This window comes from Bounagaea algeriensis, assembly GCF_054491375.1.
The window spans coordinates 2,634,663-2,658,197 of record NZ_CM137102.1; the positions used below are offsets into that span (position 1 = coordinate 2,634,663).

Below are 23,535 nucleotides of genomic sequence, written 5' to 3' on the forward strand. Positions count from 1 at the left end.
CCCAACGATCACGAGTACTTCCGGCGGCAGTTCGCCGCGATGGACGACCTCACCGATCCCCGCCAGCTGGAGGGGTCTGGCGGGCACTGGCCGATCTGCTCGACGTGCACGCCAAGGCCGAGGAGGACGACGCGCTGGCGGACTTCCGCCGTCACGCGGACCCGGGGCTGCGCGAGGACCTGGGCCGTCGGTTCCAGGCGTTCAAGGGAGAACACCCGGATGCGGCCGGACCCGACCCCAGCGATGTCGATCCGCAGCACTACGTCGAAGCCGTGGACGAGCTGCGCCGGGCCGCTATCGAAGGTCCGTACGGCCTGGTCATCGGACCGGACGGCTACACGCACATCAGTCGGGACGACCGAGCACGGCGGGTACCTGCTCATGGACCACCTGCGTCGCGTCCTCAGCGGCGGCAGCGTGGTGCGCTCACCGGGCGTGGACGGCGCCGTCGTGCTGAGCCTGCGCGGTGGGGACTTCCGGTTGGAGGTCGGCCAGGACCTGTCGGTGGGCCACGAGCGCCACGACGACACGGCGGTGACCTTCTACCTCGCGGAGAGTTTCACCTTCCGCGTGCTCGAACCCGACGCGGTCATCGCGCTGACGCGGTGAACGGCGGCAGCGGAAGGGGGTACTCCGTGGTCTCGCAGCGAGTGGATGTCTTCCCGTTCCGGTTCGATCGTCGCTACCAACTGGCCGCACTGCCGTTCGGTATCGCTCCGCCCACGACCGGAGTGACGATCAACGAGGACGAACTCGTGGTGCGCTTCGGACCGTGGCGCCTCCGCAGCTACCGGTCCAACATCACTTCGGTCTCCACGACCGGCCCGTACCACTTGGTCAAGACGATCGGTCCGGCGCACCTCTCGCTGGCCGACTGCGGGATGTCGTGCGTGACCAATCCCGATGAGGGAGTGTGCATCACCTTCGCGGCCCCCGTTGCAGGCATCGAACCGTTCGGGGTGCTGCGGCATCCCGGTGTGACCGTGACGGTGGCCGACTGCCAACGCCTGGTCGAGGCGCTCGCCTGAACACGCGCGGTGCAGCCACTACGCTTTCGCGCGTGCGGTGTACACGTCGACACCCGCCCGCATCCGCCCCCGGGACAGCGTGCAAACACCGGCGCAGTAGTGGGACCACAAGTACGTTTGCATTTCCTGCAGCAGCACGAGCTTGTCGTACAGGAGGTCGGCCAGCCAGTCGCCGCTGCGCGCCCAGGACTCGATCTCGAAGACGACGTCCTCGCCGCGCGGACGGGCGCGGAACTCGATCTGCCCCGCTTCGAGGTGGCCGGCCAGGGTTACCAACCGGAAGGAGCACCTGTCGATGTGCAGCACGCGGACCGGCCCGTCCCAAGGACCCGGCATGCGCACGACGAGGTCTTCCGCCGGGCGCAACGCCGCGTCCTGAACGCATCGGTCGAACACGGCAGCTTCCCTGGGAACCACGCAGTTCGGCTCCCGCACGAGCCGGTGCATCATCTCGTCCGGGCTCAGTTCCCCGGCCGTGATGCACGCTCGGTAGCGACGGTGGAAGGCGGGGCCGACCCCCATCTCCGGTGTTTGGACATCGTCCCCGCAGGGTTCGGGAAGCTCGGGGAACACGACGTCGACACCGCGCTCATCTGTGCGGTGCACCGGCACACCAGTCGTCCAGTAGCGCAGCGCGCACCACGCCACTCTCGGCGACCACCACACCGCCTCGTTGAGCATGTGCATCGCTCGCTTTCCGCGATTCGGTGAAGGGCCGTGCGCGCAGCGACAATCGCCTCGGCGAGGGGCAGCGGAAGCCGGGACGACCACGGTTCCGATCGCTTCAGCGCGCTACTCCCCGGGTTCATCGCTGACGGTGCCCGCACCGCGCTCAGACCGCAAGATGCGGATGTGGCGGGACGTGAGTACAACGTCAGTCCTCACCCACTGCGGGAGATTCGCCGAGCAGCCGGAGAGGGCTGCAGGAAGGGGAGCACGGCGTTTCGGAGCAACGAGCACCGGTCCCGCGCGTGTCGGCCCGGAGCGCTGCGGGTAGTCCACGCAGCAGGCCGTCGAGAGCAGCACAGGATGCGAGGAAGGGCGATGAGGATGCTTACCGTGCCGCGCCCGGGCGTCAGCGTGCTGCGGTGGTTGTTCGGCATCGCGCTGGTGTCGTGGCGCTATCTGTGGCAGATCACCCCGCTGCACCGCACTGAGCGCCGCGGCGATCCTCGTGACGATGCACCGCCCCCGCTGCCGGTGGCGCAGCTCGACGATCAGGTGCAACTCGCCGACGACGGCGTCGGTACGTTCTTCCACCGGCGTTTTCACGTGGAGATCACGCAGACCGCGATGTCCGCCGAGCAGCTGGTAAGGCGCATCATGTGCGACTTCCAGCGGTACGTGCCCTCCGAGGTGGTGACCGTGCGCGAGTCAGCGGATTCCAACGCACCGCTGCAGGTGGGCGATGAGTTCGTCATCGAGATGCCGGGCCCGTGGAACGGACCGGTGCGGGTCGTGTCCACCACCTCGACCTGCCTGCGGCTGGCCACGTTGCGCGGTCACTTGGAGGCGGGGCAGGTGCAGTTCAGCGCCCACGACGAACGCGCGGGGCTCAGCTTCGCCATCGACGCGTGGGCGCGTCCCAGCACTACCCAGGTGCGATGGCTGTACGGCGTGTTGCGCCTGGCCAAGGAGGTCCAGCTGAACATGTGGGTGCGCTTCTGCAAGGCCATGGCCGCCGATGCCGGTGGTCACCTGCAGGACGGTGTCTGGATCCGCACGCTGGGACTGCCCGCAGGAACGCGAGTGCAAGCGGTGCGCTGAGCACCGCGCGGATCGGGACGTCGTGGCGGGGGGATCGAATTGAACGTCGCTCTCGAACGCAGCGCGACTGCGTCAGTGACGCGTGCTCCCGGTAACGCCGCTCATTCGTGGTCGTGCTCGTGAGGCAACGCGGTTCTGTCCGGATCAATGATGTGCACCGCCATGCGGTCGGACCTGTGCTCTCGCGCGTCGGAAGGCGCGACCAGGATCGTTGACGTGCCGCGGGCCGCAGCCGCTGAACCCTGCCGCAGGGGTTCGCGGGTCAGCTCCTGCATGCGTTGTCCGCAACGGCGGTAGAAGCGCAGTTGCAGCCTGCGACCGAACAGCGCCCACCCCAGCCGCAGCAACGGGCCCAGGTGCGGGGAGCGCTGCGAACAGGACGTCATCACGAACTCGACGTCGCCGGTGTCCTCGCGCTTGACGACCTCGTAATCGAGCCGCCCGCGTTCCAGGTGCCCGTCCAGCGTCTCGTAGCGAAAGCCCCACACGCGCTGCTCGGGGTGGCGTCGTTCATCGAGCACGGCGGTGATCCGCACACCCAGGTACAAGCGCACCACGGCGAAACGTCCCTCGAGAAGCATGGTGCGTCCGAGCAGGTCTTCGTCCGGGGCGTAGGCGGCGCGCACCAGCTCGGGTGGGGAGAATTCGTAGTCGGCCACCCGTCGGCACGCTGCCTGCCACGCACCGTCCGGAGCGGGACCCCCCGGGTGTTCCCGGCCCAGCTGGACGCGCCGGACGTCGACGTTCCAGGAGGCGGTCGAGATCTCCTCGGGGCGGTAGTTGACGCTGCGGGTGCGCAGCCTGGTCAGGAAGCGCCGGGCGCTGGTCACCCCGAGTCCGAACGCGGCTCGGTGTCTCATTCGAGATGCCGCAGTGAGTCACCCATCAACCAGAGGGTTGGCGGCCACAAGCCGACGAACAGCGCTCGCCGTTCGGCGTTGCCGCGCTCGGTCTGGTCCACCGTCTTGGCCCGTATCCACAGTCCGATGCACAGCGCCACCGCACCCATCGACAGCAGGTGCAAGTGGTTGCTTCGAAGACCTGTCCTGTGAATCAGCTGAAGCAGCATCACGCCTCCGTGCGGACAGCAGATCTTTCTTACGTGCGACGGGACCGGCTCGGACAGTGATGACTCAGCAGGCGACCGTGCCGGTGACAACGTCCGGTGCGGCCATCCTGCTCGCCGCCGGTCAGGAGATACGTTGGCCGTTGGATCCTTGATGGCTGCGGCGCCGGGCGGCGACCGCAGCATTCGGCAACCGTATCAAGTGTGAGGGGACGTGGCCGTGAGCGACGAGCGGGAGCCGGCGCTGACCATCGGTGCGGTGGCGCGCCGACTCGGCCTTGCGGTTCCGACGCTGCGCAGCTGGGATCGCCGCTACGGGCTGGGGCCGAGTGCGCACGAACCGGGAAAGCACCGTCGCTACACCCGTGATGATTTCGCGCGGTTGCGGCGCATGAGCGAACTCACCGGCGAGGGGGTGCCACCCGCGTCGGCGGCGCGGATCGCCCTGGGCGCCCCGGTGGCCGAGCAACCGCAACGCGATGGCGGCGGCACGGGTGTCGTCGGGGTGGGGCGCGCCGAACGCGGTGTGCGGGGGTTGGCCCGCACGGCCAGGCGGTTGGACGTTTCCGGAGTGCGGCACCAGGTGGCGAACCACCTCGACCAGCGCGGAGCGGCTCGAACGTGGGAGGAGTTGCTCGTCCCACTGCTGCGAAGCATCGCGGAGAGCTACGAAGCCGGCGATGAGAACGCCATCGCAGTGGAACACGTTGCGACGGCAGGCATCCTGGGGGCGTTCCACGCCCGTGAGCCGGTGTCCGAATCGAGACGGCTACCCGCTCTGCTGAGCTGCGCGCCCGAAGAACAGCACACGATGCCGCTCGAAGCGTTGCACGCGTCCTTGACGGACCGTGAGGTTCCGCCGCGCTTTCTCGGTGCCCGAGTTCCGTCCGCGACCCTCGCTTCGGCGGCGGAACGGATACGGCCGCGCATCGTCGCCGTGTGGGCGCAGAGCCCGAGCACCGCACGAAAAGTGCGTGTCGGCTCGATCGTCGCGTCGGGTGCCGAGCTCGTGCTGTGCGGTCCCGGCTGGCCCAGCACGCGCGTCGCGCGTGCTCACCTTCGCCCGAACTCCCTGCGAGAAGCGATCGCGAGCGTCGTGGAACGAGTGCCCGACGGGGACGGAACCGGCCACCCGTGATCCGGGTCCGGACGGCATCATCCCGTGTTTCGCCCGCGCGGCGAACGCGTCGGATGCGGGGCTGCACCTGTTCCACCATCATCGGCGGAGGACGCCGAGCGGTCCGCAGCACGGGGCGTCGTGACCGGCGCTGCTCGACCATCGGGTTGCAACGATTGTGCATTGGTCGCAAAATCGGGTTCGTGCTCCAACGAGGTGAATCCGCCTCCCCTGATGGCTCGATAGCGGCCGACCGCTCGTCGGATGGCGGACGTGGACCTGTCGACGATGTCGCACTCGCCCCGAGTTCGGTGCACGTCGTGGACGCGCACCGTCCTCCGGTGCGGCGCGGAGTCCGCCGGAGGCTCGGTCACGAGCGGAAGTAGGAGCGGAATGCGGACCGTGACGGGAAGCGCCGACCACGTGGTCGTGGTCGGCGCCGGACTTTCCGGACTCGCGGCAGCCCTGCACCTCGCCGGACACGGCCGGCAGGTGACCGTGCTCGAGCGGGAACAGGTCCCCGGTGGCAGGGCGGGACGGCAGGACCGCGGTGGGTACCACCTCGACACCGGTCCGACGGTGCTGACCATGCCGGAAATCGTCGAGGACACGCTGGCCGCGGTGGGCGAAACAGCGGACGACCGGGTGCCGATGGAACGCGTGGAACCTGCCTACCGCGCCGAATTCGCCGACGGCAGCGGCATCGACGTGCACAGCGACGGCGACGCGATGGCCGAGGCGGTCGCGCACTTCGCGGGACCGGCCGAGGCCGATGGCTACCGCCGGCTGCGCGCATGGCTGCACCGGCTCTACGCAGCGGAGTTCGACCGGTTCATAGCATCCAACATGGACTCCCCCGCCGATGTGCTCACACCGGACTTGGCCCGGTTGGCCGCACTGGGCGGCTTCCGCGGACTGGATCGCATGATCGGGCGATTTCTCCGCGACGAGCGTCTTCGCCGGGTGTTCAGCTTCCAGGCGCTCTACGCAGGTCAGTCCCCGCAGCGCGCCCGCGCCCTGTACGCGGTGATCGCGTACATGGACACCGTCTCCGGGGTGTACTTCCCGCGCGGAGGCATGCGGACCCTCCCGGACGGACTGGCGACGGCTGCCGCCGGCGCGGGCGTGCAGTTCCGCTACGGCGAAACCGTCACGGAGCTGGAGCGCACCGGACAACGAGTGCGCGCCGCGCGCACTGCTGAAGGTGAACGGATCACCTGCGATGCAGCGGTGCTGACCACCGAGCTGCCCGCGGCCTACGAGCTGCTCGGCCGAAAACCCCGCAGGCCGCTCCGGCTGCGCGCTTCGCCTTCGGCGGCGGTGCTGCACGCGGGCAGTCGCAGGCAGTGGGCGCACACCCACCACCACACGCTCCTGTTCGGACACGCCTGGGCGCGGACGTTCCGCGAGTTGACCGTCGACGGTTCGCTGATGAGCGACCCGTCGCTGCTGGTGACCCGGCCGACAGCGACCGACCCCGGAATGGCTCCTCTGGGAAGGGACCTCTTCTCGATCCTCGCGCCGGTGCCCAACCTGCACCACGGTCGCGTCGATTGGCACCGGTGGGGCGAGAAGTACGCCGAGCACGTCGCACAGGAGGTCGAGCGGCGACTGCTGCCGGGCTTCACGCGCGACGTGGAGTTCTCCCACATCATCACCCCGGCGGACTGGGCGCAGCTGGACATGGTGGCCGGTACGCCGTTCTCGCTCGCCCACACCCTCGGGCAGACAGGGCCGTTCCGGCCGCACAACATGCCGCGCGGGGTGGACAACGCCGTACTCGCCGGAGGTGGCACGATTCCCGGCGTCGGCGTGCCGACAGCACTGCTCTCCGGTCGACTGGCCGCCGACAGGGTCAACGGCAACGGGACGAGAGCAGCACGCAGGAGAGCCGCCCCCGGTGCAGGAGGTGCGGCGTGAGCGCGACCGAGCTGGATGCGGCCGGGGTGTGGGATCCGCAACTGCGGCGGTCCTACCTGCGCTGCCGCTCGCTCAACGCGCAGCACGGCAGGACCTACTTCCTCGCCACGCGACTGCTCGCCCCGGCCCAGCGCCCTGCCGTGCACGCGCTCTACGGCTTCGCCCGCTGGGCCGACGACATCGTCGACCACCCGCCGGGCAACGGAACCGCCAGGAGTGCTCCCGAGCGCCTCGAACAGCTGGGCACCCAGCTCTTCCGCGGTCTGCGCAGTGGGGACAGCGAACATCCCGTGCTGGCCGCGGTCGTGGACACCGCGCGCCGGTACCGCCTCGACACCGAGTTGTTCAGCGACTTCCTGCGGTCCATGCGGATGGATCTCACGGTGCGCGACTACCCCGACAGGACAGCGCTGGACGACTACGTGCGCGGCTCGGCCGAGGTGATCGGTTTGCAGCTGCTGCCGGTGCTGGGCACAGTCGGTTCACCTGCACGGGCAGCGCCGCACGCGGCGACGCTGGGCAAGGCGTTCCAACTCACGAACTTCCTGCGCGATGTCGCCGAAGACCTCGACCGCGGGCGCGTCTACCTGCCCGCTGACGAACTGGCCGTCCACGGTGTGGACCGCGAGCTGCTGGAGTGGTGCAAGCGGCGGGAGCGGACCGAGCCGCGGGTGCGGGCGGCGCTGGCCGAGCAGTACGCGATCACCACGGAGAGCTACCGGTACGCGCGGCGGGGGATCGCGATGCTGGACCCGGTGTCGCGGCCGTGCATCGCCACGGCGGCCACGCTCTACGGCGGAATCCTCGACGAGATCGAGGCGAGCGGTTTCGCGGTGTTCTCCCGCCGGGCCCGGGTCGGCGCGGTGCGCCGCGGCCGGGTGGCGGCCACCGGGCTGGCCAGGGCCCTGTGGGCGCGCCGCGGAGGGCGTGCGAACCGGACCGCGGAAGCGACAGCACGGGAGGTTTGACCGTGAGCACCGTCGGGCACAACGGCCTGCACCGGGCCGCCGTACCGGCCGCCTTCGACGTCGGCGCGGCGACGTACGACCGGCTGGTCGGGATGAACCCCGGTTACCACGAGCACCTGCGGCTGTCGGCACGCAGACTCCGGATCCCGCAGGACGGTGCCGGGATGCGGCTGCTCGACGTGGGGTGCGGGACCGGTGCCTCCACGGCGGCGCTGGCCTCGGTCGCACCGCGGGCCGAGATCGTCGCGGTCGACGCGTCCGCGAGGATGCTGGCCGTGGCGCGGAGCAAGCACTGGCCCGATTCCGTCCGGTTCGTGCACACCAGCGTCGAGGCGTTGAACGCCGGCGCGGTGGACGGGCCCTTCGACGGAGCGCTCGCTGCCTACGTGATCCGGAACCTGGCCGAGCCGGACCGGCAGCTGCGCGCGCTCGCCGCGCTGCTGCGTCCGGGATCGCCCCTGGCCGTGCACGAGTACTCGGTGCGCGATTCGGTGCTGGCCCGGATCACGTGGCACGCGGTGTGCTGGGGCGTCATCATCCCCGCCGGCCTCATCGCCAGCGGCAGCTCCGCGCTCTACCGCCACCTCTGGCGCAGCGTCGCCACCTTCGACGGAGCGGCGCGCTTCCGGCGCAGGCTGCTGCGAGCCGGTTTCACCGGGGTGCACAGCGAGACCATGACCGGTTGGCAGCGGGGTGTCGTGCACACCTTCCTCGCGAGCGCACCTCGAACAGGGGGTTCCACGTGATCCGACCGGGAACCGACCCGAGGTTCGTTCGGCACCGCGCCCCCGCGGGTGCAACCGATACCAACGCGCTCGGCGAGCCCAGGCGCGCCGTCGTGGTCGGCGGGGGCATCGCCGGGCTCGCCGCGGCCACCGGGCTGGCCGAGCGCGGCGTCACCGTCGAGCTCCACGAGCGCGAAGCCCAACTCGGCGGACGGGTGGCGAGCTGGCCCGAGCAGCTTCCCGGCGGCGCGCACGTCAACATGAGCAGGGGTTTCCACGCCTTCTTCCGGCAGTACTACAACCTGCGCGCCCTGCTGCGGCGGACCGATCCCTGGCTCGACCGGCTGAGCCCGGTGGCCGACTACCCGCTGCTGGACGCTCACGGCAGGATCGACACGTTCCGCGACCTGCCGCGCACGCCTCCGTGGAACGCCTTGACGTTCGCGCTCCGCAGCCCGACCTTCAGCCCCGGCGACCTGCTCGGGCTCAACGCCAGAGCGGCCTCGCCACTGGCGGCGGTGTCCGTGCCGCGGATCTACGAGCAGCTCGACCACGTCGACGCGGACACCTTCCTGCGCCGCATCAACTTCCCGGACGCCGCGCGCCACCTGGCGTTCGAGGTCTTCGCCCGCAGCTTCTTCGCGTCACCGACGGCGCTGTCGGCCGCCGAGCTCGCGACGATGTTCCACCTGTACTTCCTCGGCTCCTCCGAAGGGCTCATCTTCGACGTGCCCACCGACGACTTCGGCACGAGCCTGTGGTCCCCGCTGCACCGCCACCTCGTCCGCCTGGGTGCGGCCGTGCACACCGGCAACTCGGTGCACGGCGTGGAGAGGACGGACGACGGGTTCCTCGTGCACCACGACGCGGGCGAGACGCGGGCCGACGCGGTCGTTCTCGCCACCGACGTGGCGGGGCTGCAACGGATCGTCGCCGATTCGCCCGACCTGGACGACCCCTCGTGGCGGGACCGCGTGCGTGCGCTGCGCCGTGCTCCCCCGTTCCTGGTGCGCCGACTGTGGCTCGACCGGCCGGTCGCCGCGCACCGTCCCGCGTTCCTGGGCACCGGAGGCCTCGCCCCGCTGGACAACATCAGCGTGCTGGAGCGCTACGAGGGCACGGCCGCGCGCTGGTGCCGGGAGCACGGCGGCTCGGTGGTCGAGTTGCACGCCTACGCGGCCTCGGAGGCCAGCGGGGTGCGGGAGCTGTCCGAGCGGTTGCTGGACAGGATGCACCAGGTCTACCCGGAAACGGCGCGGAGCCGCGTGGTGGGCGACTCGGTGCAGTGGTGGGCGGACTGCCCGCTGTTCGGCATCGGCGATTTCGCCGCGCGCCCCCGGGTGCGCAGTCCCTTCGCGGGTTTGGTGCTCGCCGGCGACGGCATTCGCATCGACCTGCCGGTGGCGCTGATGGAGCGCGCCGCCAGCACGGGGCTGCACGCGGCCAACTGCCTGCTCGCCGAGTGGGGTCTCGCGGGGCACGAGCTGTTCTCGGTGCCGACCGACGGGCGGTCCACGGTGCTGCGCCACCTCCTCGGCAGCGGACTCATCGGAAGCGGAAAGGCGATGTCAGGCGATGGATGAGACCAACCGCACGTCGCGGGTGTGGCCGACGCGTTGGCCGCTGCAGCCCATCCCGCGCACCCGCTGGAGCGCGCAGGAGCCCACCTACCGCGCCGCCAAGCCGGCGCTGATCGAGGCCGCCCGCAAGCGCGCCGAGGCCCGCCCCTCCGGCAACTGGTACGTGCTGGGTGCGAGCAGGCAGATCCGCAGCGACCGCCCGTTCGGGATCACCGTCGCCGGCACGGAGCTGGTCGCCTGGCGGGACGAGCACCGACGGCTCCTGGTGGGGCCGGGGGCCTGCCCGCATCTCGGGGCACCGTTGGCGCAGGCCACCGTGGACTGCGGGGAACTGGTCTGCCGGTGGCACGGGATGCGGCTGGGGCCGGCTCGGTCGGGCTGGCGAACGCTTCCCAGCCACGACGACGGCGTCCTCGCCTGGGTGCGCCTGGACAGCGTCGAAGGCGAGGAACCACTGGCCGAACCCGTCGTGCCGTGCCGCCCCACCGGAGCTCGGTTGGACGCGGTTGCCACCATGACCGGCGTCTGCGAACCCTCCGACATCATCGCGAACCGGCTCGACCCGTGGCACGGCGCGTGGTTCCACCCGTACTCGTTCACCAAGCTGGACGTCCTGTCCACGCCGGACGAGTTCGACACCGACGAGGAGGACGACCGGTTCGTCGTCTCCGTCACGTTCCGCGTCGGCGCGGGCCTCGGTGTTCCCGTGCTCGCCGAGTTCACCTGTCCGGATCCCCGCACGGTGGTCATGCGCATCACGCGCGGAGAAGGCGCGGGCAGCGTCGTGGAAACCCACGCCACACCGCTGGGCCGAACGCCCGACGGGCGCGCCCGCACGGCCGTCATCGAGGCGGTCGTCGCCGAGTCCGGCCGCCCCGGCTTCGCAGCGGCCCGCGCCCTCTCCCCCGCTCTGCGCCCGCTGATCCGGCGCACCGCGGCCCGGCTCTGGCGCGACGACCTGGCCTACGCCGAACGCCGGTACGCGCTCCGCTCGCGCTGACGACGAGCCCGGCGCGTGAACTACCCGCTGCCGCGGCGTTTCGAAGCCGGTCGACCGCTGGAGGGTGCCCTCGAGCTCTCGTGGCCCTCGAAAACGTCCGGGGTGGAGGGACCACCTCGCGCACCGCACGGGATTTTCAAAGGTGTTCTCCGATCAGGGCGCCGTAACCCTCGCGGTAGGTGGGGTAGGTGAAGGTGTAACCGGTCCGTCGCAGCCGGTCGCCGCGGCAGCGCTTGCCGCGTCCGCGTCCCGACTGCTCGGGGGCGACCGGGGGTTCGGGAACGCCCAGCCGCTCGGCCACGAACCGCAGCACGGCGGCACGTTCCGCCGGCTCGTGATCCGCTCCGATGTACAGCGGGTCCGGGTTGGCCACGCGCGTGGCCAGGTGCACGACCGCTGCGGCCGCGTCGTCGCGGTGGATCCGGTTGGTGAACATCGGCGTCGCCGGCACCGTGGCGGTGCCGTCGCGCACGCTGGTCACCAAGCGTCCTCGACCCGGGCCGTAGAGGCCGGCGAGTCGCAGCACGACCGCCTCCGGACGCCGGGCGTGCAGCCGCTGCTCAGCAGTGCGGAGCTCGCCAGCGGCGGCGGAAGCGGGCGACGCGGCGCTGCGCTCGTCGACCCAGCTGCCGTCGGTGACCCCGTGCACGGCGGTGGAGGAGACCAGCAGCACGCGCGGCGGCACGGTCACGTCGCGGTCGATGGCGTCGAGCACGCTTTCGAGTCCCGTGACGTAGGTTTCCCGGTAGCCCTGCGCGGTGTACGAATCCGCCGTCAGCGCCACCACCACCAAGTTCGTGTCACCGGGCAGCTGCGGCTGCTGCTCGCGCAGGTCCACCGCCTGGCCCTCGATTCCCGCGGGCAAGCGCGCGGGTGTTCGCCGCAGTCCCAGCACTCGGTATCCGAGCGGGGCGAGTCGCACGCCGATCCTGCCACCGAGATCACCGCAGCCGGCGAGCACGGCGGTCGGGGCGTGCGCGGAGGTGTGCGTGTTCAGCTGGTCCACGACTCGATGATGACGGGTTCCGGATCGCCCGGTGCACCCCACCTCGGCACGCGCAGCGCCCCGGGACGTTTGGCCCCGTGTCGTGCGGGGCACTCCCCGGGCAGCGCCGGTTGAGCAGCGAGCCGCGTGCAGTGCAGTTCCGAAGAACCTGTGCGGCGGCCGCTGCTTGGCGCTGCGAGACGTCCCGGCATGGCCGGCGCCGGTTCTTCCTGCGGGAAAGAGCGGGAAACGATGAAACACCACGACTACGACACGGCGATGCTGGGACTTCGCGACGAGTGGCACGAACTCGTCACCGCTGCCGAGGCAGCTGGCCGGTGGTCGGCCCGCGAACTCGCCCAGCGCTGCACGAGCTGGCAACTGGGCCGTGCCGGCACGGTGCACGTGCAGGTGGAGCCGCTCGAGTCGCCGGTGGCGACGTGGCTGTACCTCACCGGCCGCGGTCGGTACCAGGGTGCCCGAGTGATCACCCCCGTGTTCGTCACCGCGAAGGAATTGCGACCGGCGCCGGAAGCCGCGGAGAAGGTGAACTCGCTGCTGGTGCGGCGCGCCTACGCATCCGCCTACTGCAGCGTTCTGGCGGAACAAGCCGGCGTGGCCACCGAGATCGTCACGGCGCCCATCCTGCCCTCCGCGCCCGAAACCGACCGGGCCGCGCTCGAAGCACCGGGCCGCCCCACACCGGTGGGAGAGGCCGCGCTGCCGGTCGTCGCAGCGGACCAGGAGCGCCACTGCTCTTTCAGCTCTCCAGCCTGATCGGCCGGTCGGGCCGCTGTCGGTCAGCGGAGCCGCTCCGGGATCAAAGCCGTGCGGGGCCCGCGCACACCATCGGGCCAACAACACCGTTTTGGATGAAGCAACGCGTTGCGTATTGCGCGTGATATACCTACTATACACCTGTGACCGAATTCACAGGTGCCTCTTCCGGGTTGGGCGGCCACCAGCTGCCCGACCTGGTCACGCTCGAACCGGGCACGCACCAGGTGAGCAGCCTCAGCGAGAAGGCGTACTACCTGCTCCGGGACCGGCTGATCACCCTGCAGATCCCGCCGGGGGCGACGATCAACGAGCGGGTCCTGCAGGAGGAACTCGCGGTCGGCCGAACGCCCCTGCGCGAGGCACTGCGCAAACTCGCCGATGACCGGCTCGTGCAGATCGTGGCTCGTCGAGGGACGTTCGCCACCCAGCTCGACCTCGGCGCGCTCAGCGCCATCAGCGAAGTGCGCGCCGAACTCGAATCCCACGCCGGTTACCTCGCGGCGACGCGATCCACCGACGACGACCGCGACACCATCACCGGTGTCCTGGAAGCGCTCGAGACGCGCTCAGTCCACTCCGGCCACCGAGAGCTGATCCAACTGGACCTGCTCATCCACCGCGTCGTGCACCGAGCGACGCACAACACCTACCTCATCGCAACGCTCGACGAGTACTACGTGCACAGCCTGCGGATGTGGTTCCTCGTGCTCCATCGCCTCGACCGATTCGGGCACGCCCTGGACAGCCACCGCGACCTGCTCACCGCCGTGGCCAAGGGCGACGCCGCGGCGGCGCAGCAGATCCTGCGCGATCACGTCACCGCGTTCGAACAGGAAATACGGGCGGTGCTCTAGCACGGCCGACAGGCACGACAACCCGATTGGAGTCGCCATGAACACCCTGCCGGACGGAGCCGACGCCGTTGTCATCGGCGCGGGAATCGTGGGCAACTCAGTTGCCTACCACCTCGCGCAAGCCGGCTGGAGCAACATCGTGCTGCTGGACAAGGGGCCCCTGCCCGACCCCGGGGGCTCGACCGGCCACGCGTCCAACTTCATCTTCCCCGTCGACCACTCCAAGGAGATCACCGCGATCACCGTGGACTCGATGCACCAGTACGAGAAGCTGGGCACGCTGACCACTTCGGGCGGCATCGAGCTCGCCCGCAACGACGCGCGCGTCGAGGAACTCAAACGCCGTATGGCCTCGGCGAAGGCGTGGGGCATCGACTCCGAGCTCATCAGCCCCGAGAAAGTGGCCGAACTCGTGCCCTTCCTCGACTCGAGCATCGTCAAGCTCGGCTTCTGGAGCCCCTCGGCGGCAGTGGTCGACCCGCTGCAGACCGGGGCGCTCATGCGCGAGCACGCCCAGGAGCTCGGAGCGCTGACCGTCTCGGCCAACACCGAAGTCACCGGCATCGACAAGCAGCACGGCAGGGTTTCGAAGGTCCGCACCGACCGCGGCGACGTCGAGACCGACACGATCGTCGTCGCATGTGGAGTGTGGAGCCCGCGCATCGCCAGGATGGCCGGCGCCCGGATCCCGCTCACCCCGCTCGTGCACCAGCTGATCGACGTCGGCCCCATCCCGGAGCTCGCCGAGACCCGCTCCGAGATCGCCTATCCGATCGTGCGCGACATGGACCCGCTCATGTACGAGCGGCAGAGCGGCGCCGACCTCGAGATCGGCTCCTACGCGCACCGGGCGATCCTGCACGAGCCCGACGACATCCCCTCCTACGAGGCCGCGCAGCTCTCACCCACCCAGCTGCCGTTCACCCAGGAGGACTTCGACCCGCAGATGGAGGACGCCCTCGAGCTGTTCCCCGGCGTCCTGAACGCCCCCGGGGCGGGGATCCGGCACTCCATCAACGGCCTGCTGTCGATGACACCCGACGGCGGTCCGCTGCTGGGTGAGACACCGGAGGTGAAGGGCCTGTGGTCGGCGGCCTCCGTCTGGATCAAGGAAGGCCCCGGTGTCGGCAGGTTGCTCGCCGAGTGGATGACCAGCGGCAGCACCGAGATCGACATGCACGGCGCGGACATCGCCCGGTTCTACCCGAACCAGCGCACCCCGACGCACGTCCGGGCGCGCGCTGACGAAGGATTCATCAAGATCTACGGGATCGTGCACCCCAACGAGCAGTGGGAGTCCAACCGCGACCAGCGGCTCTCCCCGTTCCACTCCCGCGAGGTCGAGCTCTCGGCCAAGTTCTTCGAAGTCGGGGGTTGGGAACGGCCGCACTGGTACGAGTCGAACAGGCCGCTGCTCGAGGAGTACTCCGACCGCATCAGCGACCGCCCGCACGAGTGGGACGCCCGCTGGTGGTCGCCGATCATCAACGCCGAGCACCTCGCCATGCGCGAGCGCGTGGCCATGATCGACCTGACCGCGTTCGCGCAGTTCGACGTGTCCGGACCGGGCGCCGTCGACTACCTGCAGCGCATGGCGATGGCCCAGGTCGACAAGGACGTCGGCAGGATCATCTACACGCCGATCCTGGACCACGCCGGCGGCTTCCGCAGCGACCTGACGATCGTCCGCCTGGACACGGACACCTTCCGCATCATCGCCGGTGGTGCCGACGGTGCGCGCGACAAGAAGTGGTTCACCGACCACCTGCCCGCGGACGGCTCCGTCGTGTTCACCGACATGACCTCGGCGGTGTGCACCATCGGTCTCTGGGGACCGCACGCGCGCGACGTGCTCTCCGCCGTCACCGAGGACGACGTCTCGGCTGAAGCGTTCCCCTTCGGCACGGCGCAACACATCGATGTGGACGGAGTGCCCACCCTCGCCCTCAAGATCTCCTACGTCGGCGACCTCGGATGGGAACTGCACGCCCCGTTCGAGCAGGGACTGAAGTTGTGGGACACGCTGTTCGAAGCGGGCCGGCCGCACGGCATCGTGCCCGCCGGCATCGGCGTGTACGGCACGACGGGACGGTTGGAGAAGGGCTACCGGCTCATGGGTGCCGAACTCGAGGGCGAGTACAACCCCGTGGAAGCGGGTTTGGCCCTGCCGAAGGTGAAATCGCCCGATTTCAACGGCAAGGAACCCTACCTCAGGGCCAGGGAGGAAGGACCCGGCGCCACGTTGTGCACGCTGAAAATGGACCGCCACACCGACTCCGCGGGAGTGCGCCGGTATCCGCAGGCGAACTCGCCGATCCTGACCGCTAACGGCGAACGGGTCGTCGACAACAAGGGCCGGGGCAGCTACGTCACCAGCGCCGGCTCAGCCCCCTCGCTCGGCGAATACCTGCTCATGAGCTACCTGCCCGCTGCGTACGCGGAGGAGGGCACCGAGCTGCTCGTCGAGTACATGGCAGAGCGCTACCCGGTCACTGTCGCGCGAGCCGGGCGCACCCCGCTGTTCGATCCCGACGACGAACGGATGAAGTCCTAGGAGGAGCGGCCATGAAGATACTCGTCTGCATCAAGCGGGTGCCCGCACCCGGCGGCAAACCGTCGCTGACCGAGGACGGTCTGGACATCGACACCCGCCACCTCGGCTTCACCATCGGTCCCCACGAGGAGTGCGCCGTGGAAGAGGCCGTGCGGCTCGTCGCCGAGCGCGGCGGCCAGGTCACCGTGCTCAGCGCGGGACCGCCCGAGGTCGCAGAGCAACTGCGCTACGCGCTGTCCATGGGGGCAGGCGCAGCCGTGCACGTCGAGCAGACCCAGCAGGATCCGGAGGCCACGGCGGCGGCGTTGACGGAGACGATCCAGACCCTGGAATCCGACGACGGCCCGTTCGACCTCGTTCTCTTCGGCAACGAGTCGGCCGACGCGGGCAACTACCAGGTCGGCATCCGGGTCGCGTGCGCGCTCGGGCGTCCCGTGGTCGGCGGCATCAAGGGCATCGAGATCGCCGACGAGGGCGCGCACGTCTCCCTGCGTCGGGAGAGCTCCGACGGGCTCGAGATCTACCAGGCGCCGCTGCCGGCGGTGGTCGCCGTCAAGGAGGGCCTCAACCTTCCGCGCTACCCCAGCGTGCAGGGCAGGCTCAAGGCGAAGAAGGCACCCCTGCGCACGCTGCAGCCGGAGGTGCCCCAGGGCGGCCTGCGCACGGTACGGCTGCGCCACCCCCCGGAGAAGGAGCAGGAAACCGTCGTCCTCGGGTACGGAGCCGACGCCGCCGACTCCGTCGTCGACCTCCTCGCCCAGAAAGGAATGGTGTGAGCCATGCTGCTCGTCCTCGTCGAAGACGAAGCCGGAGCCGTTTCCGACGCTTCGCGCGAGACGCTCACCCTCGCCCGCGAGATGGCGACGAAACTGGACGTTCCCGTGCACGCCGCCACTTTCGGCGCGGGTGGTGACTTCACGAGCACGCTGTCCGCGCACGGAGCCCGCACGCTGCACCAGATCGAAGGGCCGTTCGCCGAGGAGTGCTCGCCCGAATGCCGGGGCGCCGCGCTCGCGGAACTGGTCGACCGCGCCGGAATCACCGGTGTCCTCGCCCCCGCGAGCGAGTGGGGCAACGAGATCGTGGCCCACGCAGCCGCACGCGCGGGCGAGGCGTTCGCCAGCAACTGCATCGCGGTGGAAGCGGGTCAGCTGTGGAGCCTGACGCGGGTCCGCGGTGGTGGCATGCTGCTCGAGGACGCCGAGCTGTCCGGCGCGGTCAAGTTCGTCAGCCTCGCTCCCGGCTGCGTCGAGCCGGCCGAGGTGGCCGTGCCCGGCGACGTCGCCCTCGAGACGTTCGTTCCCGAACGCAGTGACGGCCTCGTCCACAGCAAGCTCGTCGACCGCACTGCCCGCGGTTCCGGTGTCTCGCTCGCCACGGCCCGGGTGGTCGTCTCCGGCGGGCGCGGTGTCGGTAGCACCGAGGGCTTCTCGGACCTGGAGGAGCTGGCCGGGCTGCTCGGCGGCGCCGTGGGGTGTTCCCGAGTTGCCACGAACAGCGGGTGGCGACCGCACAGCGACCAGGTCGGGCTCACGGGTACGAAGATCTCCGCCGACCTCTACATCGCGTGCGGCATCAGCGGCGCCAGCCAGCACTGGGTGGGCTGCATGGGTGCCAAGACCATCCTCGCGGTCAACACCGACCCCGAGGCTCCCCTGGTCACGCGGGCGGACTACGCGGTCATCGGCGACGTGCACGACGTCCTGCCCGCGGTGCTCGAACGGGCCCGCGCGCACAAGCAGACCCAGGGAGCCGCCTGAAGCCCATCGCGGAAGTTTCGTTGAAAGCGGCGGCTCCTCGTCGAATCCGGGGTGAAATTCGATCCGTCGAAAACCACACGACGAATTTCAGGGCGGCGAACGCGGATTCGTCGCCCTGAACCACGACCGCGACCGCTGCCACGAGCTCGCCCAGCTGACCGGTCGATCCCGACGAGCTGCACCCGCCGCTGGATTGCGACCGCAGTCGTCCCACGAACTGCGAGCAACCGGGTCGCGATCCGACGCAGCGTGCCGTTGCCGCCCTCGAAGACTGCCGCGGTGGATGCTCACTGCGCCTCGACCGGTGCCTCGGAGCGTTCGCGCTCGAACGTGCGCAGCAGCTCGGCAGCGACGCTCACCGCGATCGTCGCGGGGTCCTTGCCGGTGACCTCGGGCAGTCCGATGGGGGTCTTGATGCGGGAGATCGTCTCGGCGTCGTGTCCGCCCTCTTCGGCGAGCCGACGTTGGAAACGCGCCCACTTGCTCGCCGAACCGATCAGACCGATGGAGCCGAACTCTCCCTCGCGAAGCATCGCGTCGCACAGCGCGGCGTCCTCCGCGTGATCGTGCGTCATGACGAGCACGTGGGTGCCCCGGGGGAGTTCGCCGAGCGCGACCTCGGGCAGCACCGGCAGGTGGTGCGCGTGCACCTGAGCGGCCGAGCCCCTCAGCGAAGCCAACCGTTCGTCGGAGAGCTGCTCGGCGCGCGTGTCGATCACGTGCAGCTCGATGTCGTGGCGGGCGAGGATGCGGGCCAGTTCGAACCCGACGTGCCCGAACCCGAATATCGCGACGGCGGGTACCACCGGCAGCGGCTCGAGCAGCACGGTGACCTCTCCCCCGCAGCACTGCACGCCGTGCTGGTACGCCGCCTTGTCGGACAGCTTGGACGTGTGCAGCTGCGGCGCCGCACCCGAGGATGCCAGCAGTTCGCGGGCACGCTCGACGGCGACCGCCTCGACGTTGCCACCACCGATCGAGCCGAACACGTCCGTGCGAGTGACCACCATCTTCGCGCCGGCGTCGCGCGGTGCGTGACCGCGGACGTTGACGACCGTCATCAGCACGGAAGGCTCGCGCGCGGCGCGCAGCCGCGACACGGCCGCGATCCAGTTCTCGTCAGACACCGCTCACCGCCTGGCTCGGCTCGCCGCGCTCCGCTGCGGGCGCCGACGGTTGTTCCGGCTCGGCGCGGTCTCGGCAGCTTCCCGCGTCGCCTTCGGCCGTGCGATCGAGCGCCAGCTGTCCCCGTGCCTGCTCGATGCTCCAGTACACCGCCTCCGGGGTCGCCGGGCCTGCCAGGTGCACGCTGGCGCCAGCAGGGCCGAAGGCCGCCGCGGCCTGGCGCAGCGCCTCGCGCACGGAGAACGCCAGCATCAGCGGAGGTTCCCCGACCGCTTTGGATCCGTAGACCACGCCCTCCTCCTCGGCGTGGGCCAGCAACGACACGTTGAACTCCGCTGGCATCTCCGAGAAGCTGGGCAGCTTGTACGTGCTGGCGGCCTGCGTGAGCAGCCGACCGCGGTTGCCGCCGTCACTGGTGTCCCAGCGCAGGTCCTCCAGGGTCAGCCAGCCCGCGCCCTGCACGAAACCACCTTCGATCTGGCCCGTGTCGACCAGCGGTGAGAGGCTGTCACCGACGTCGTGCACGATGTCGACCCGACGGGTGCGGTACGCGCCGGTGAAACCGTCGACCTCCACTTCAGCGGCTGCCGCGCCGTAGGCGAAGTACTTGAACGGCGACCCCCGGAAAGTCGCCGAGTCCCAGTGCAACCCCTCGGTGCGGTAGTACCCGGCCGCGAACAGCTGCACGCGCTGCACGTACGCCGAGCGGATCAGGTCGTCCCAGCCCACGGTCTCGCTGCCGCCGAGCGCCCGGGCGACGCCGTCGACGATGCGCACCTCGGTCGGGTTGCAGCCCAAGCGGCTCGCAGCAACCACGAGCAACCGCTCGCGGATCTGTTCGCAGGCGTTCTTCACCGCGCCACCGTTGAGATCGGCGCCGCTGCTGGCCGCCGTCGCCGAGGTGTTCGGCACCTTGTCGGTGCGCGTCGGCGCCAAACGCACCTTGTGCAGGGGGATGCCGAACGTGGTGGCCGCGACCTGCAGCATCTTGGTGTGCAGGCCCTGCCCCATCTCCGTACCGCCGTGGTTGATCAGCACCGAACCGTCCTTGTAGACGTGCACGAGCGCACCGGCTTGGTTGAAGGCGGTCAGGTTGAACGAGATGCCGAACTTCACCGGGGTCACCGCGAGACCGCGCTTGGTGTGCTCGTGCGCGGCGTTGAACGCCGCGATCTCGCGCTGGCGGGCCTGGACATCGCCGTTGTCGATGACCTGGTCCCAGACCTCGGCGAGCCGCTCCGGGTGTCGGACGGGTTGCCCGTACGGCGTGGTGTGTCCCTCGCGGTAGAAGTTGCGGCGGCGCAGTTCCATCGGATCGAGGCCGAGCAGCGGCGCGCACCGTCCGAGGATGTCCTCGAACGCCAGCATCCCCTGGGGCCCACCGAATCCGCGGAAGGCGGTGTTCGACTGCTTGTTGGTCTTCGCGATCCGCCCGTGCACCCGCACGTTCGGAATCCAGTAGGAATTGTCCACGTGGCACAGAGCCCTGGCCAGCACGGGTGCGGACAGGTCCATGCTCCAGCCGCCGTCGGCGGTCAGGATCATGTCGAGAGCTCGCACATGCCCGCGTTCGTCGAAGCCGACGCGCCACTGGGCGTGGAAACCGTGGCGCTTGCCGGTCATGGTGAGGTCCTGGGTCCGGTTCAGCCGCAGCCGCACCGGGCGGTCGGTGATGCTCGCGCCGAGCGCCGCCACCGCAGCCAGTCCGTGCGGCTGCATTTCCTTGCCGCCGAAGCCGCCGCCCATCCGCAGGCACTGCGCGGTGACCTCGTGGCTGTGCTTGTCGAGGACGTGCGCGACGATCTCCTGGGTTTCCGTGGGGTGTTGGGTGCTGCTCTGGACGAAGATCTGCCCGCTCTCGTCGACGTAGGCCAGCGCCGCCTGCGTTTCCAGGTAGAAGTGCTCCTGCCCGGAGAACTCGAACTCACCGCTGTAAACGCGGGTGGGGCCGGCGAACCCGTCCTCGACGTCGCCGCGCAGCAACCGGGGTTGTGCGCCCTGGAAGCTGTCCGCCTCGATCGCTTCGGTCACCGTCACCAACGCGGGCAGCTGTTCCACCTCGACCTCGACGGCGTCCGCGCCCTGCCGTGCGGCTTCGAGCGTCTCGGCCAGCACCCAGCACACCGCGTGCCCGTGGAACATGATCTCGCTCGGGAACAGCGGTTCGTCGCCCGCCACGCCGGCGTCGTTGACGCCTGGCACGTCGGCGGCGGTGAGCACCTTGACCACACCGGGCACGGCCATCGCCGGTTCGGTGCGCAGCGCGGTGATCTCGGCATGGGCGTGCGGAGCTTGCACGGGGTGGGCGTGCAGCACGTCCTTGGTGCGGTGGACGAGGTCGTCGGTGTAGAGGGCGGTGCCGGTGACGTGTTGCGCCGCGCTCTCGTGCGAGACGGCAATACCGACGGAGGGTTTGTCCGGTCGCTCCGACAGTGCGCTCATGCCGGCACCTCCTGCGAGTTCTCCGCGTGCAGTTTCATCAGGCTCTGGCCGAGCATCGCCGATCGGTACGACGAACTCGCCCGGTGGTCGTCCATCGGCGTGCCCTCTCGTTGCAACACCTGCGCCGCAGCGCGCACCGTCTCGGCCGTCCACGGCCTGCCCTCCAGCGCGGCTTCGGTGTCCAGCGCCCGAACCGGTGTGGCCGCAACACCCCCGAGACCGATGCGCGCCTTGCGCACGTGTCCGTCGTCGAGCTCGAGCGAGAAGGCGACCGCGATGCTGGAGATGTCGTCGAAACGCCGCTTCGCGATCTTGTAGAAGGCGGCCGTGCCGGAGCGGGGCCGCGCGATCCGGATCGCGCGGATCAGCTCGTCCGGGCGCCGAACGCTCTGCCGGTACCCGGTGAAGTAGTCGGCCAGCGGAACTTCCCGTTCACCGTCGGCGTCCGCGAGGACCAACCGGGCTTGCAGCGCCAGCAACACCGGTGGGCTGTCGCCGATCGGGGAACCGGTGCCGAGGTTGCCTCCCAGGGTCGCCCCGTTGCGGATCAACCGGGAGGCGAACTGCGGGAAGAGCTGGGCCAGCAGCGCAACGGAACCGTCGAGCCGGCGCTCGATCTCGGTGAGCGTCAGCGCGGCGCCGAGTTCGATCTCGTCCGCCTCGACGGCCAGCCCCCGCAGTTCGGGGATCCGGTCGATGGCGATGACGTGCTCCGGGCGGACACCGCGCAGGTTGATCTCGACGCCGCGGTCGGTGCAGCCGGCGAGGATCGTCGCGTCGGGGTGTTCGCGCAGTCGACGCAGCGCGTCAGCCAGCGTCGGCGGGCGGACGAACGTACGACCGTCCTGAGTGTGCTCCGTGGCGACCGGATCGGGAGGGGCTGCGTCGCGGCGAGCCGCCAAACTGTCCTCAGTGGATGGATTCCCGACGGCGAACGCGGCGTCGCGGATGGGGCGGTAACCCGTGCAGCGGCAGAGGTTCCCGCTCAGCGCGTGGAGGTCGAACCCGTTCGGTCCGCACTCCTCGTCGCCGGAGCGCTCGAATTCCTCGGGCTCCGGCGCGCGGTCCGGGCGGTAGTACTCGGCCGCCATGCTGCAGATGAACCCCGGTGTGCAGTAGCCGCACTGCGACCCGCCCCGCACGGCCATCTCGTGCTGGACGACGTGCGGGTTGTCCGGTGTCCCAAGTCCTTCGGAAGTGACGACCTCCTGACCGTCCAGCGCGGCGATCGGCACCAGGCACGCGTTGAGGGCGACCCATTCGGTCGGGACGGTGACTCCGGGCCGGGCCACCAGCACCGAGCACGCGCCGCACTCGCCCTCGGCGCAGCCTTCCTTGCAGCCGGTGAGCCCCAGTCCGCGCAGGAATTCCAGCACCGTCGTGTGGATCGGCACGTTCGCGATCGACCGGGCTCGGCCGTTGACGTTCACTTCGGGAGTCACCATCACATACTCCATCGGGACGTTCGTTCCTGCCACCGGTTTTCGCCGTCACAGGCGTTCGCCGTCGCACTGCCGCGCGCACGGCTGATCGGCGCACCGGGGCGGCTGGTCGTCCACGCGGCCGCCCCCTGTCTGACGATCGACCGTACAACTTGGTCACCGCGAACGGAAGCACCATGCGAAACCTAGGTTTCATATTACGAAATACTCCGGGTTGGCCGCGGCAGAGGCAGTCAGTGCTCAGCGGCGCTCTCCCCGCCATCCTGGGAATTTCGCACAACCGAGCGGGCCGAGTGCGCGCGGTTGAGCGACGTTGTCACCGTAGACGCTCGTCGAAGGGGCTTTTCAAGGGCCGGGCGACCGACGGTGCGAGCCGATCGGGCGAGCTGCATTGCCGAACCCACGGCGGGTTGCTAGAGTGT

22 protein-coding genes are annotated in these 23,535 nt (G+C 70.0%); 14 read left to right on the top strand and 8 right to left on the bottom strand.

Annotation, left to right across the window (positions count from 1 at the left end):
- Positions 1-8: 8 nt before the first annotated feature.
- Positions 9-383: a hypothetical protein gene (locus ACVGV2_RS11850; RefSeq protein WP_459162432.1), complete on the bottom strand. Its 375-nt coding sequence runs from the start codon at positions 381-383 to the stop codon at positions 9-11.
- Here ACVGV2_RS11850 and ACVGV2_RS11855 point away from each other — a divergent pair.
- On the top strand, positions 382-609 hold the full coding sequence (locus ACVGV2_RS11855; protein ID WP_459162433.1) for an encapsulin: 228 nt from the start codon (positions 382-384) through the stop codon (positions 607-609). The two genes, ACVGV2_RS11850 and ACVGV2_RS11855, sit on opposite strands and share 2 nt — an antisense overlap.
- A 26-nt stretch (positions 610-635) precedes the next feature.
- Positions 636-1,028 (top strand): hypothetical protein, encoded by a 393-nt coding sequence (locus ACVGV2_RS11860; RefSeq protein ID WP_459162434.1) that lies wholly within the window; start codon positions 636-638, stop codon positions 1,026-1,028.
- Between the two features lie 18 nt (positions 1,029-1,046).
- On the opposite strand, the gene ACVGV2_RS11865 is transcribed toward ACVGV2_RS11860, so the two are convergent.
- On the bottom strand, positions 1,047-1,715 hold the full coding sequence (locus ACVGV2_RS11865; RefSeq protein WP_459162435.1) for a DUF1990 family protein: 669 nt from the start codon (positions 1,713-1,715) through the stop codon (positions 1,047-1,049).
- A 357-nt stretch (positions 1,716-2,072) separates the two neighbouring features.
- On the opposite strand from ACVGV2_RS11865, the gene ACVGV2_RS11870 reads away from it, so the two are divergent.
- Positions 2,073-2,795, top strand: a complete 723-nt coding sequence (locus ACVGV2_RS11870; protein ID WP_459162436.1) for a DUF1990 family protein — start codon at positions 2,073-2,075, stop codon at positions 2,793-2,795.
- Positions 2,796-2,896: 101 nt separating this feature from the next.
- Here the strand turns inward: ACVGV2_RS11870 and ACVGV2_RS11875 are convergent, their stop codons facing one another.
- Positions 2,897-3,655 carry a DUF1990 family protein gene (locus ACVGV2_RS11875; protein ID WP_459162437.1) on the bottom strand — a complete coding sequence of 253 codons (759 nt, stop codon included), beginning with the start codon at positions 3,653-3,655 and terminating at the stop codon, positions 2,897-2,899.
- Positions 3,652-3,864 (bottom strand): hypothetical protein, encoded by a 213-nt coding sequence (locus ACVGV2_RS11880; RefSeq protein WP_459162438.1) that lies wholly within the window; start codon positions 3,862-3,864, stop codon positions 3,652-3,654. Before ACVGV2_RS11880 ends, ACVGV2_RS11875 begins: the two co-directional genes overlap by 4 nt.
- A gap of 217 nt (positions 3,865-4,081) precedes the next feature.
- Here ACVGV2_RS11880 and ACVGV2_RS11885 point away from each other — a divergent pair, with 217 nt between their 5' ends.
- The 6 genes from ACVGV2_RS11885 to ACVGV2_RS11910 all read left to right on the top strand — a co-directional run bounded on the left by ACVGV2_RS11885 (position 4,082) and on the right by ACVGV2_RS11910 (position 11,171).
- A complete protein-coding gene (locus ACVGV2_RS11885) occupies positions 4,082-4,999 on the top strand; it encodes a MerR family transcriptional regulator (RefSeq protein WP_459162439.1) in 918 nt (305 codons plus the stop codon).
- Between the two features lie 372 nt (positions 5,000-5,371).
- Positions 5,372-6,898 carry a phytoene desaturase family protein gene (crtI, locus tag ACVGV2_RS11890; RefSeq protein WP_459162440.1) on the top strand — a complete coding sequence of 509 codons (1,527 nt, stop codon included), beginning with the start codon at positions 5,372-5,374 and terminating at the stop codon, positions 6,896-6,898.
- Positions 6,895-7,866 carry a phytoene/squalene synthase family protein gene (locus ACVGV2_RS11895; protein ID WP_459162441.1) on the top strand — a complete coding sequence of 324 codons (972 nt, stop codon included), beginning with the start codon at positions 6,895-6,897 and terminating at the stop codon, positions 7,864-7,866. Before crtI ends, ACVGV2_RS11895 begins: the two co-directional genes overlap by 4 nt.
- A 2-nt stretch (positions 7,867-7,868) precedes the next feature.
- The gene (locus ACVGV2_RS11900) at positions 7,869-8,612 is read left to right on the top strand and encodes a class I SAM-dependent methyltransferase (protein ID WP_459162442.1); all 744 of its coding nucleotides are present in this window, start codon (positions 7,869-7,871) and stop codon (positions 8,610-8,612) included.
- Positions 8,609-10,174, top strand: a complete 1,566-nt coding sequence (locus ACVGV2_RS11905; RefSeq protein ID WP_459162443.1) for an FAD-dependent oxidoreductase — start codon at positions 8,609-8,611, stop codon at positions 10,172-10,174. Before ACVGV2_RS11900 ends, ACVGV2_RS11905 begins: the two co-directional genes overlap by 4 nt.
- Positions 10,167-11,171 carry a DUF5914 domain-containing protein gene (locus ACVGV2_RS11910; RefSeq protein ID WP_459162444.1) on the top strand — a complete coding sequence of 335 codons (1,005 nt, stop codon included), beginning with the start codon at positions 10,167-10,169 and terminating at the stop codon, positions 11,169-11,171. Before ACVGV2_RS11905 ends, ACVGV2_RS11910 begins: the two co-directional genes overlap by 8 nt.
- A 136-nt stretch (positions 11,172-11,307) precedes the next feature.
- On the opposite strand, the gene ACVGV2_RS11915 is transcribed toward ACVGV2_RS11910, so the two are convergent.
- Positions 11,308-12,177, bottom strand: coding sequence for a Rossmann-fold NAD(P)-binding domain-containing protein (locus ACVGV2_RS11915; protein WP_459162445.1), 870 nt, complete (start codon positions 12,175-12,177; stop codon positions 11,308-11,310).
- Positions 12,178-12,408: 231 nt separating this feature from the next.
- On the opposite strand from ACVGV2_RS11915, the gene ACVGV2_RS11920 reads away from it, so the two are divergent.
- The 5 genes from ACVGV2_RS11920 to ACVGV2_RS11940 all read left to right on the top strand — a co-directional run bounded on the left by ACVGV2_RS11920 (position 12,409) and on the right by ACVGV2_RS11940 (position 18,104).
- A complete protein-coding gene (locus ACVGV2_RS11920; RefSeq protein ID WP_459162446.1) occupies positions 12,409-12,933 on the top strand; it encodes a hypothetical protein in 525 nt (174 codons plus the stop codon).
- 143 nt (positions 12,934-13,076) lie between these two features.
- Positions 13,077-13,790: a GntR family transcriptional regulator gene (locus ACVGV2_RS11925; protein WP_459162447.1), complete on the top strand. Its 714-nt coding sequence runs from the start codon at positions 13,077-13,079 to the stop codon at positions 13,788-13,790.
- 37 nt (positions 13,791-13,827) lie between these two features.
- A complete protein-coding gene (locus tag ACVGV2_RS11930; RefSeq protein ID WP_459162448.1) occupies positions 13,828-16,344 on the top strand; it encodes a GcvT family protein in 2,517 nt (838 codons plus the stop codon).
- A gap of 11 nt (positions 16,345-16,355) precedes the next feature.
- The gene (locus tag ACVGV2_RS11935; RefSeq protein WP_459162449.1) at positions 16,356-17,120 is read left to right on the top strand and encodes an electron transfer flavoprotein subunit beta/FixA family protein; all 765 of its coding nucleotides are present in this window, start codon (positions 16,356-16,358) and stop codon (positions 17,118-17,120) included.
- A 3-nt stretch (positions 17,121-17,123) separates the two neighbouring features.
- The gene (locus ACVGV2_RS11940) at positions 17,124-18,104 is read left to right on the top strand and encodes an electron transfer flavoprotein subunit alpha/FixB family protein (RefSeq protein WP_459162450.1); all 981 of its coding nucleotides are present in this window, start codon (positions 17,124-17,126) and stop codon (positions 18,102-18,104) included.
- A gap of 287 nt (positions 18,105-18,391) precedes the next feature.
- Here ACVGV2_RS11940 and xdhC read toward each other — a convergent pair whose 3' ends face one another.
- The 3 genes from xdhC to ACVGV2_RS11955 are packed head-to-tail and all read right to left on the bottom strand — an operon-like array spanning position 18,392 to position 23,116.
- Positions 18,392-19,231: a xanthine dehydrogenase accessory protein XdhC gene (gene xdhC, locus ACVGV2_RS11945; protein ID WP_459162451.1), complete on the bottom strand. Its 840-nt coding sequence runs from the start codon at positions 19,229-19,231 to the stop codon at positions 18,392-18,394.
- Positions 19,224-21,671: a xanthine dehydrogenase molybdopterin binding subunit gene (gene xdhB / locus ACVGV2_RS11950; protein ID WP_459162452.1), complete on the bottom strand. Its 2,448-nt coding sequence runs from the start codon at positions 21,669-21,671 to the stop codon at positions 19,224-19,226. The genes xdhC and xdhB overlap by 8 nt, the downstream gene beginning before the upstream one ends.
- Positions 21,668-23,116 carry a xanthine dehydrogenase small subunit gene (locus ACVGV2_RS11955; RefSeq protein WP_459162453.1) on the bottom strand — a complete coding sequence of 483 codons (1,449 nt, stop codon included), beginning with the start codon at positions 23,114-23,116 and terminating at the stop codon, positions 21,668-21,670. Before ACVGV2_RS11955 ends, xdhB begins: the two co-directional genes overlap by 4 nt.
- Positions 23,117-23,535 lie beyond the last annotated feature (419 nt).

Excerpts from the sequence above, each read along its gene's own strand:
- ACVGV2_RS11875 (WP_459162437.1), bottom strand. The coding sequence starts at position 3,655 with ATGAGACACCGAGCCGCGTTCGGACTCGGGGTGACCAGCGCCCGGCGC.
- ACVGV2_RS11870 (WP_459162436.1), top strand. The coding sequence starts at position 2,073 with ATGAGGATGCTTACCGTGCCGCGCCCGGGCGTCAGCGTGCTGCGGTGG.
- ACVGV2_RS11865 (WP_459162435.1), bottom strand. The coding sequence starts at position 1,715 with ATGCACATGCTCAACGAGGCGGTGTGGTGGTCGCCGAGAGTGGCGTGG.
- ACVGV2_RS11855 (WP_459162433.1), top strand. The coding sequence starts at position 382 with ATGGACCACCTGCGTCGCGTCCTCAGCGGCGGCAGCGTGGTGCGCTCA.
- xdhB (WP_459162452.1), bottom strand. The coding sequence starts at position 21,671 with ATGAGCGCACTGTCGGAGCGACCGGACAAACCCTCCGTCGGTATTGCC.
- ACVGV2_RS11910 (WP_459162444.1), top strand. The coding sequence starts at position 10,167 with ATGGATGAGACCAACCGCACGTCGCGGGTGTGGCCGACGCGTTGGCCG.
- ACVGV2_RS11920 (WP_459162446.1), top strand. The coding sequence starts at position 12,409 with ATGAAACACCACGACTACGACACGGCGATGCTGGGACTTCGCGACGAG.
- ACVGV2_RS11850 (WP_459162432.1), bottom strand. The coding sequence starts at position 383 with ATGAGCAGGTACCCGCCGTGCTCGGTCGTCCCGACTGATGTGCGTGTA.
- ACVGV2_RS11940 (WP_459162450.1), top strand. The coding sequence starts at position 17,124 with ATGCTGCTCGTCCTCGTCGAAGACGAAGCCGGAGCCGTTTCCGACGCT.
- ACVGV2_RS11930 (WP_459162448.1), top strand. The coding sequence starts at position 13,828 with ATGAACACCCTGCCGGACGGAGCCGACGCCGTTGTCATCGGCGCGGGA.
- ACVGV2_RS11955 (WP_459162453.1), bottom strand. The coding sequence starts at position 23,116 with ATGGTGACTCCCGAAGTGAACGTCAACGGCCGAGCCCGGTCGATCGCG.
- ACVGV2_RS11935 (WP_459162449.1), top strand. The coding sequence starts at position 16,356 with ATGAAGATACTCGTCTGCATCAAGCGGGTGCCCGCACCCGGCGGCAAA.
- ACVGV2_RS11880 (WP_459162438.1), bottom strand. The coding sequence starts at position 3,864 with ATGCTGCTTCAGCTGATTCACAGGACAGGTCTTCGAAGCAACCACTTG.
- crtI (WP_459162440.1), top strand. The coding sequence starts at position 5,372 with ATGCGGACCGTGACGGGAAGCGCCGACCACGTGGTCGTGGTCGGCGCC.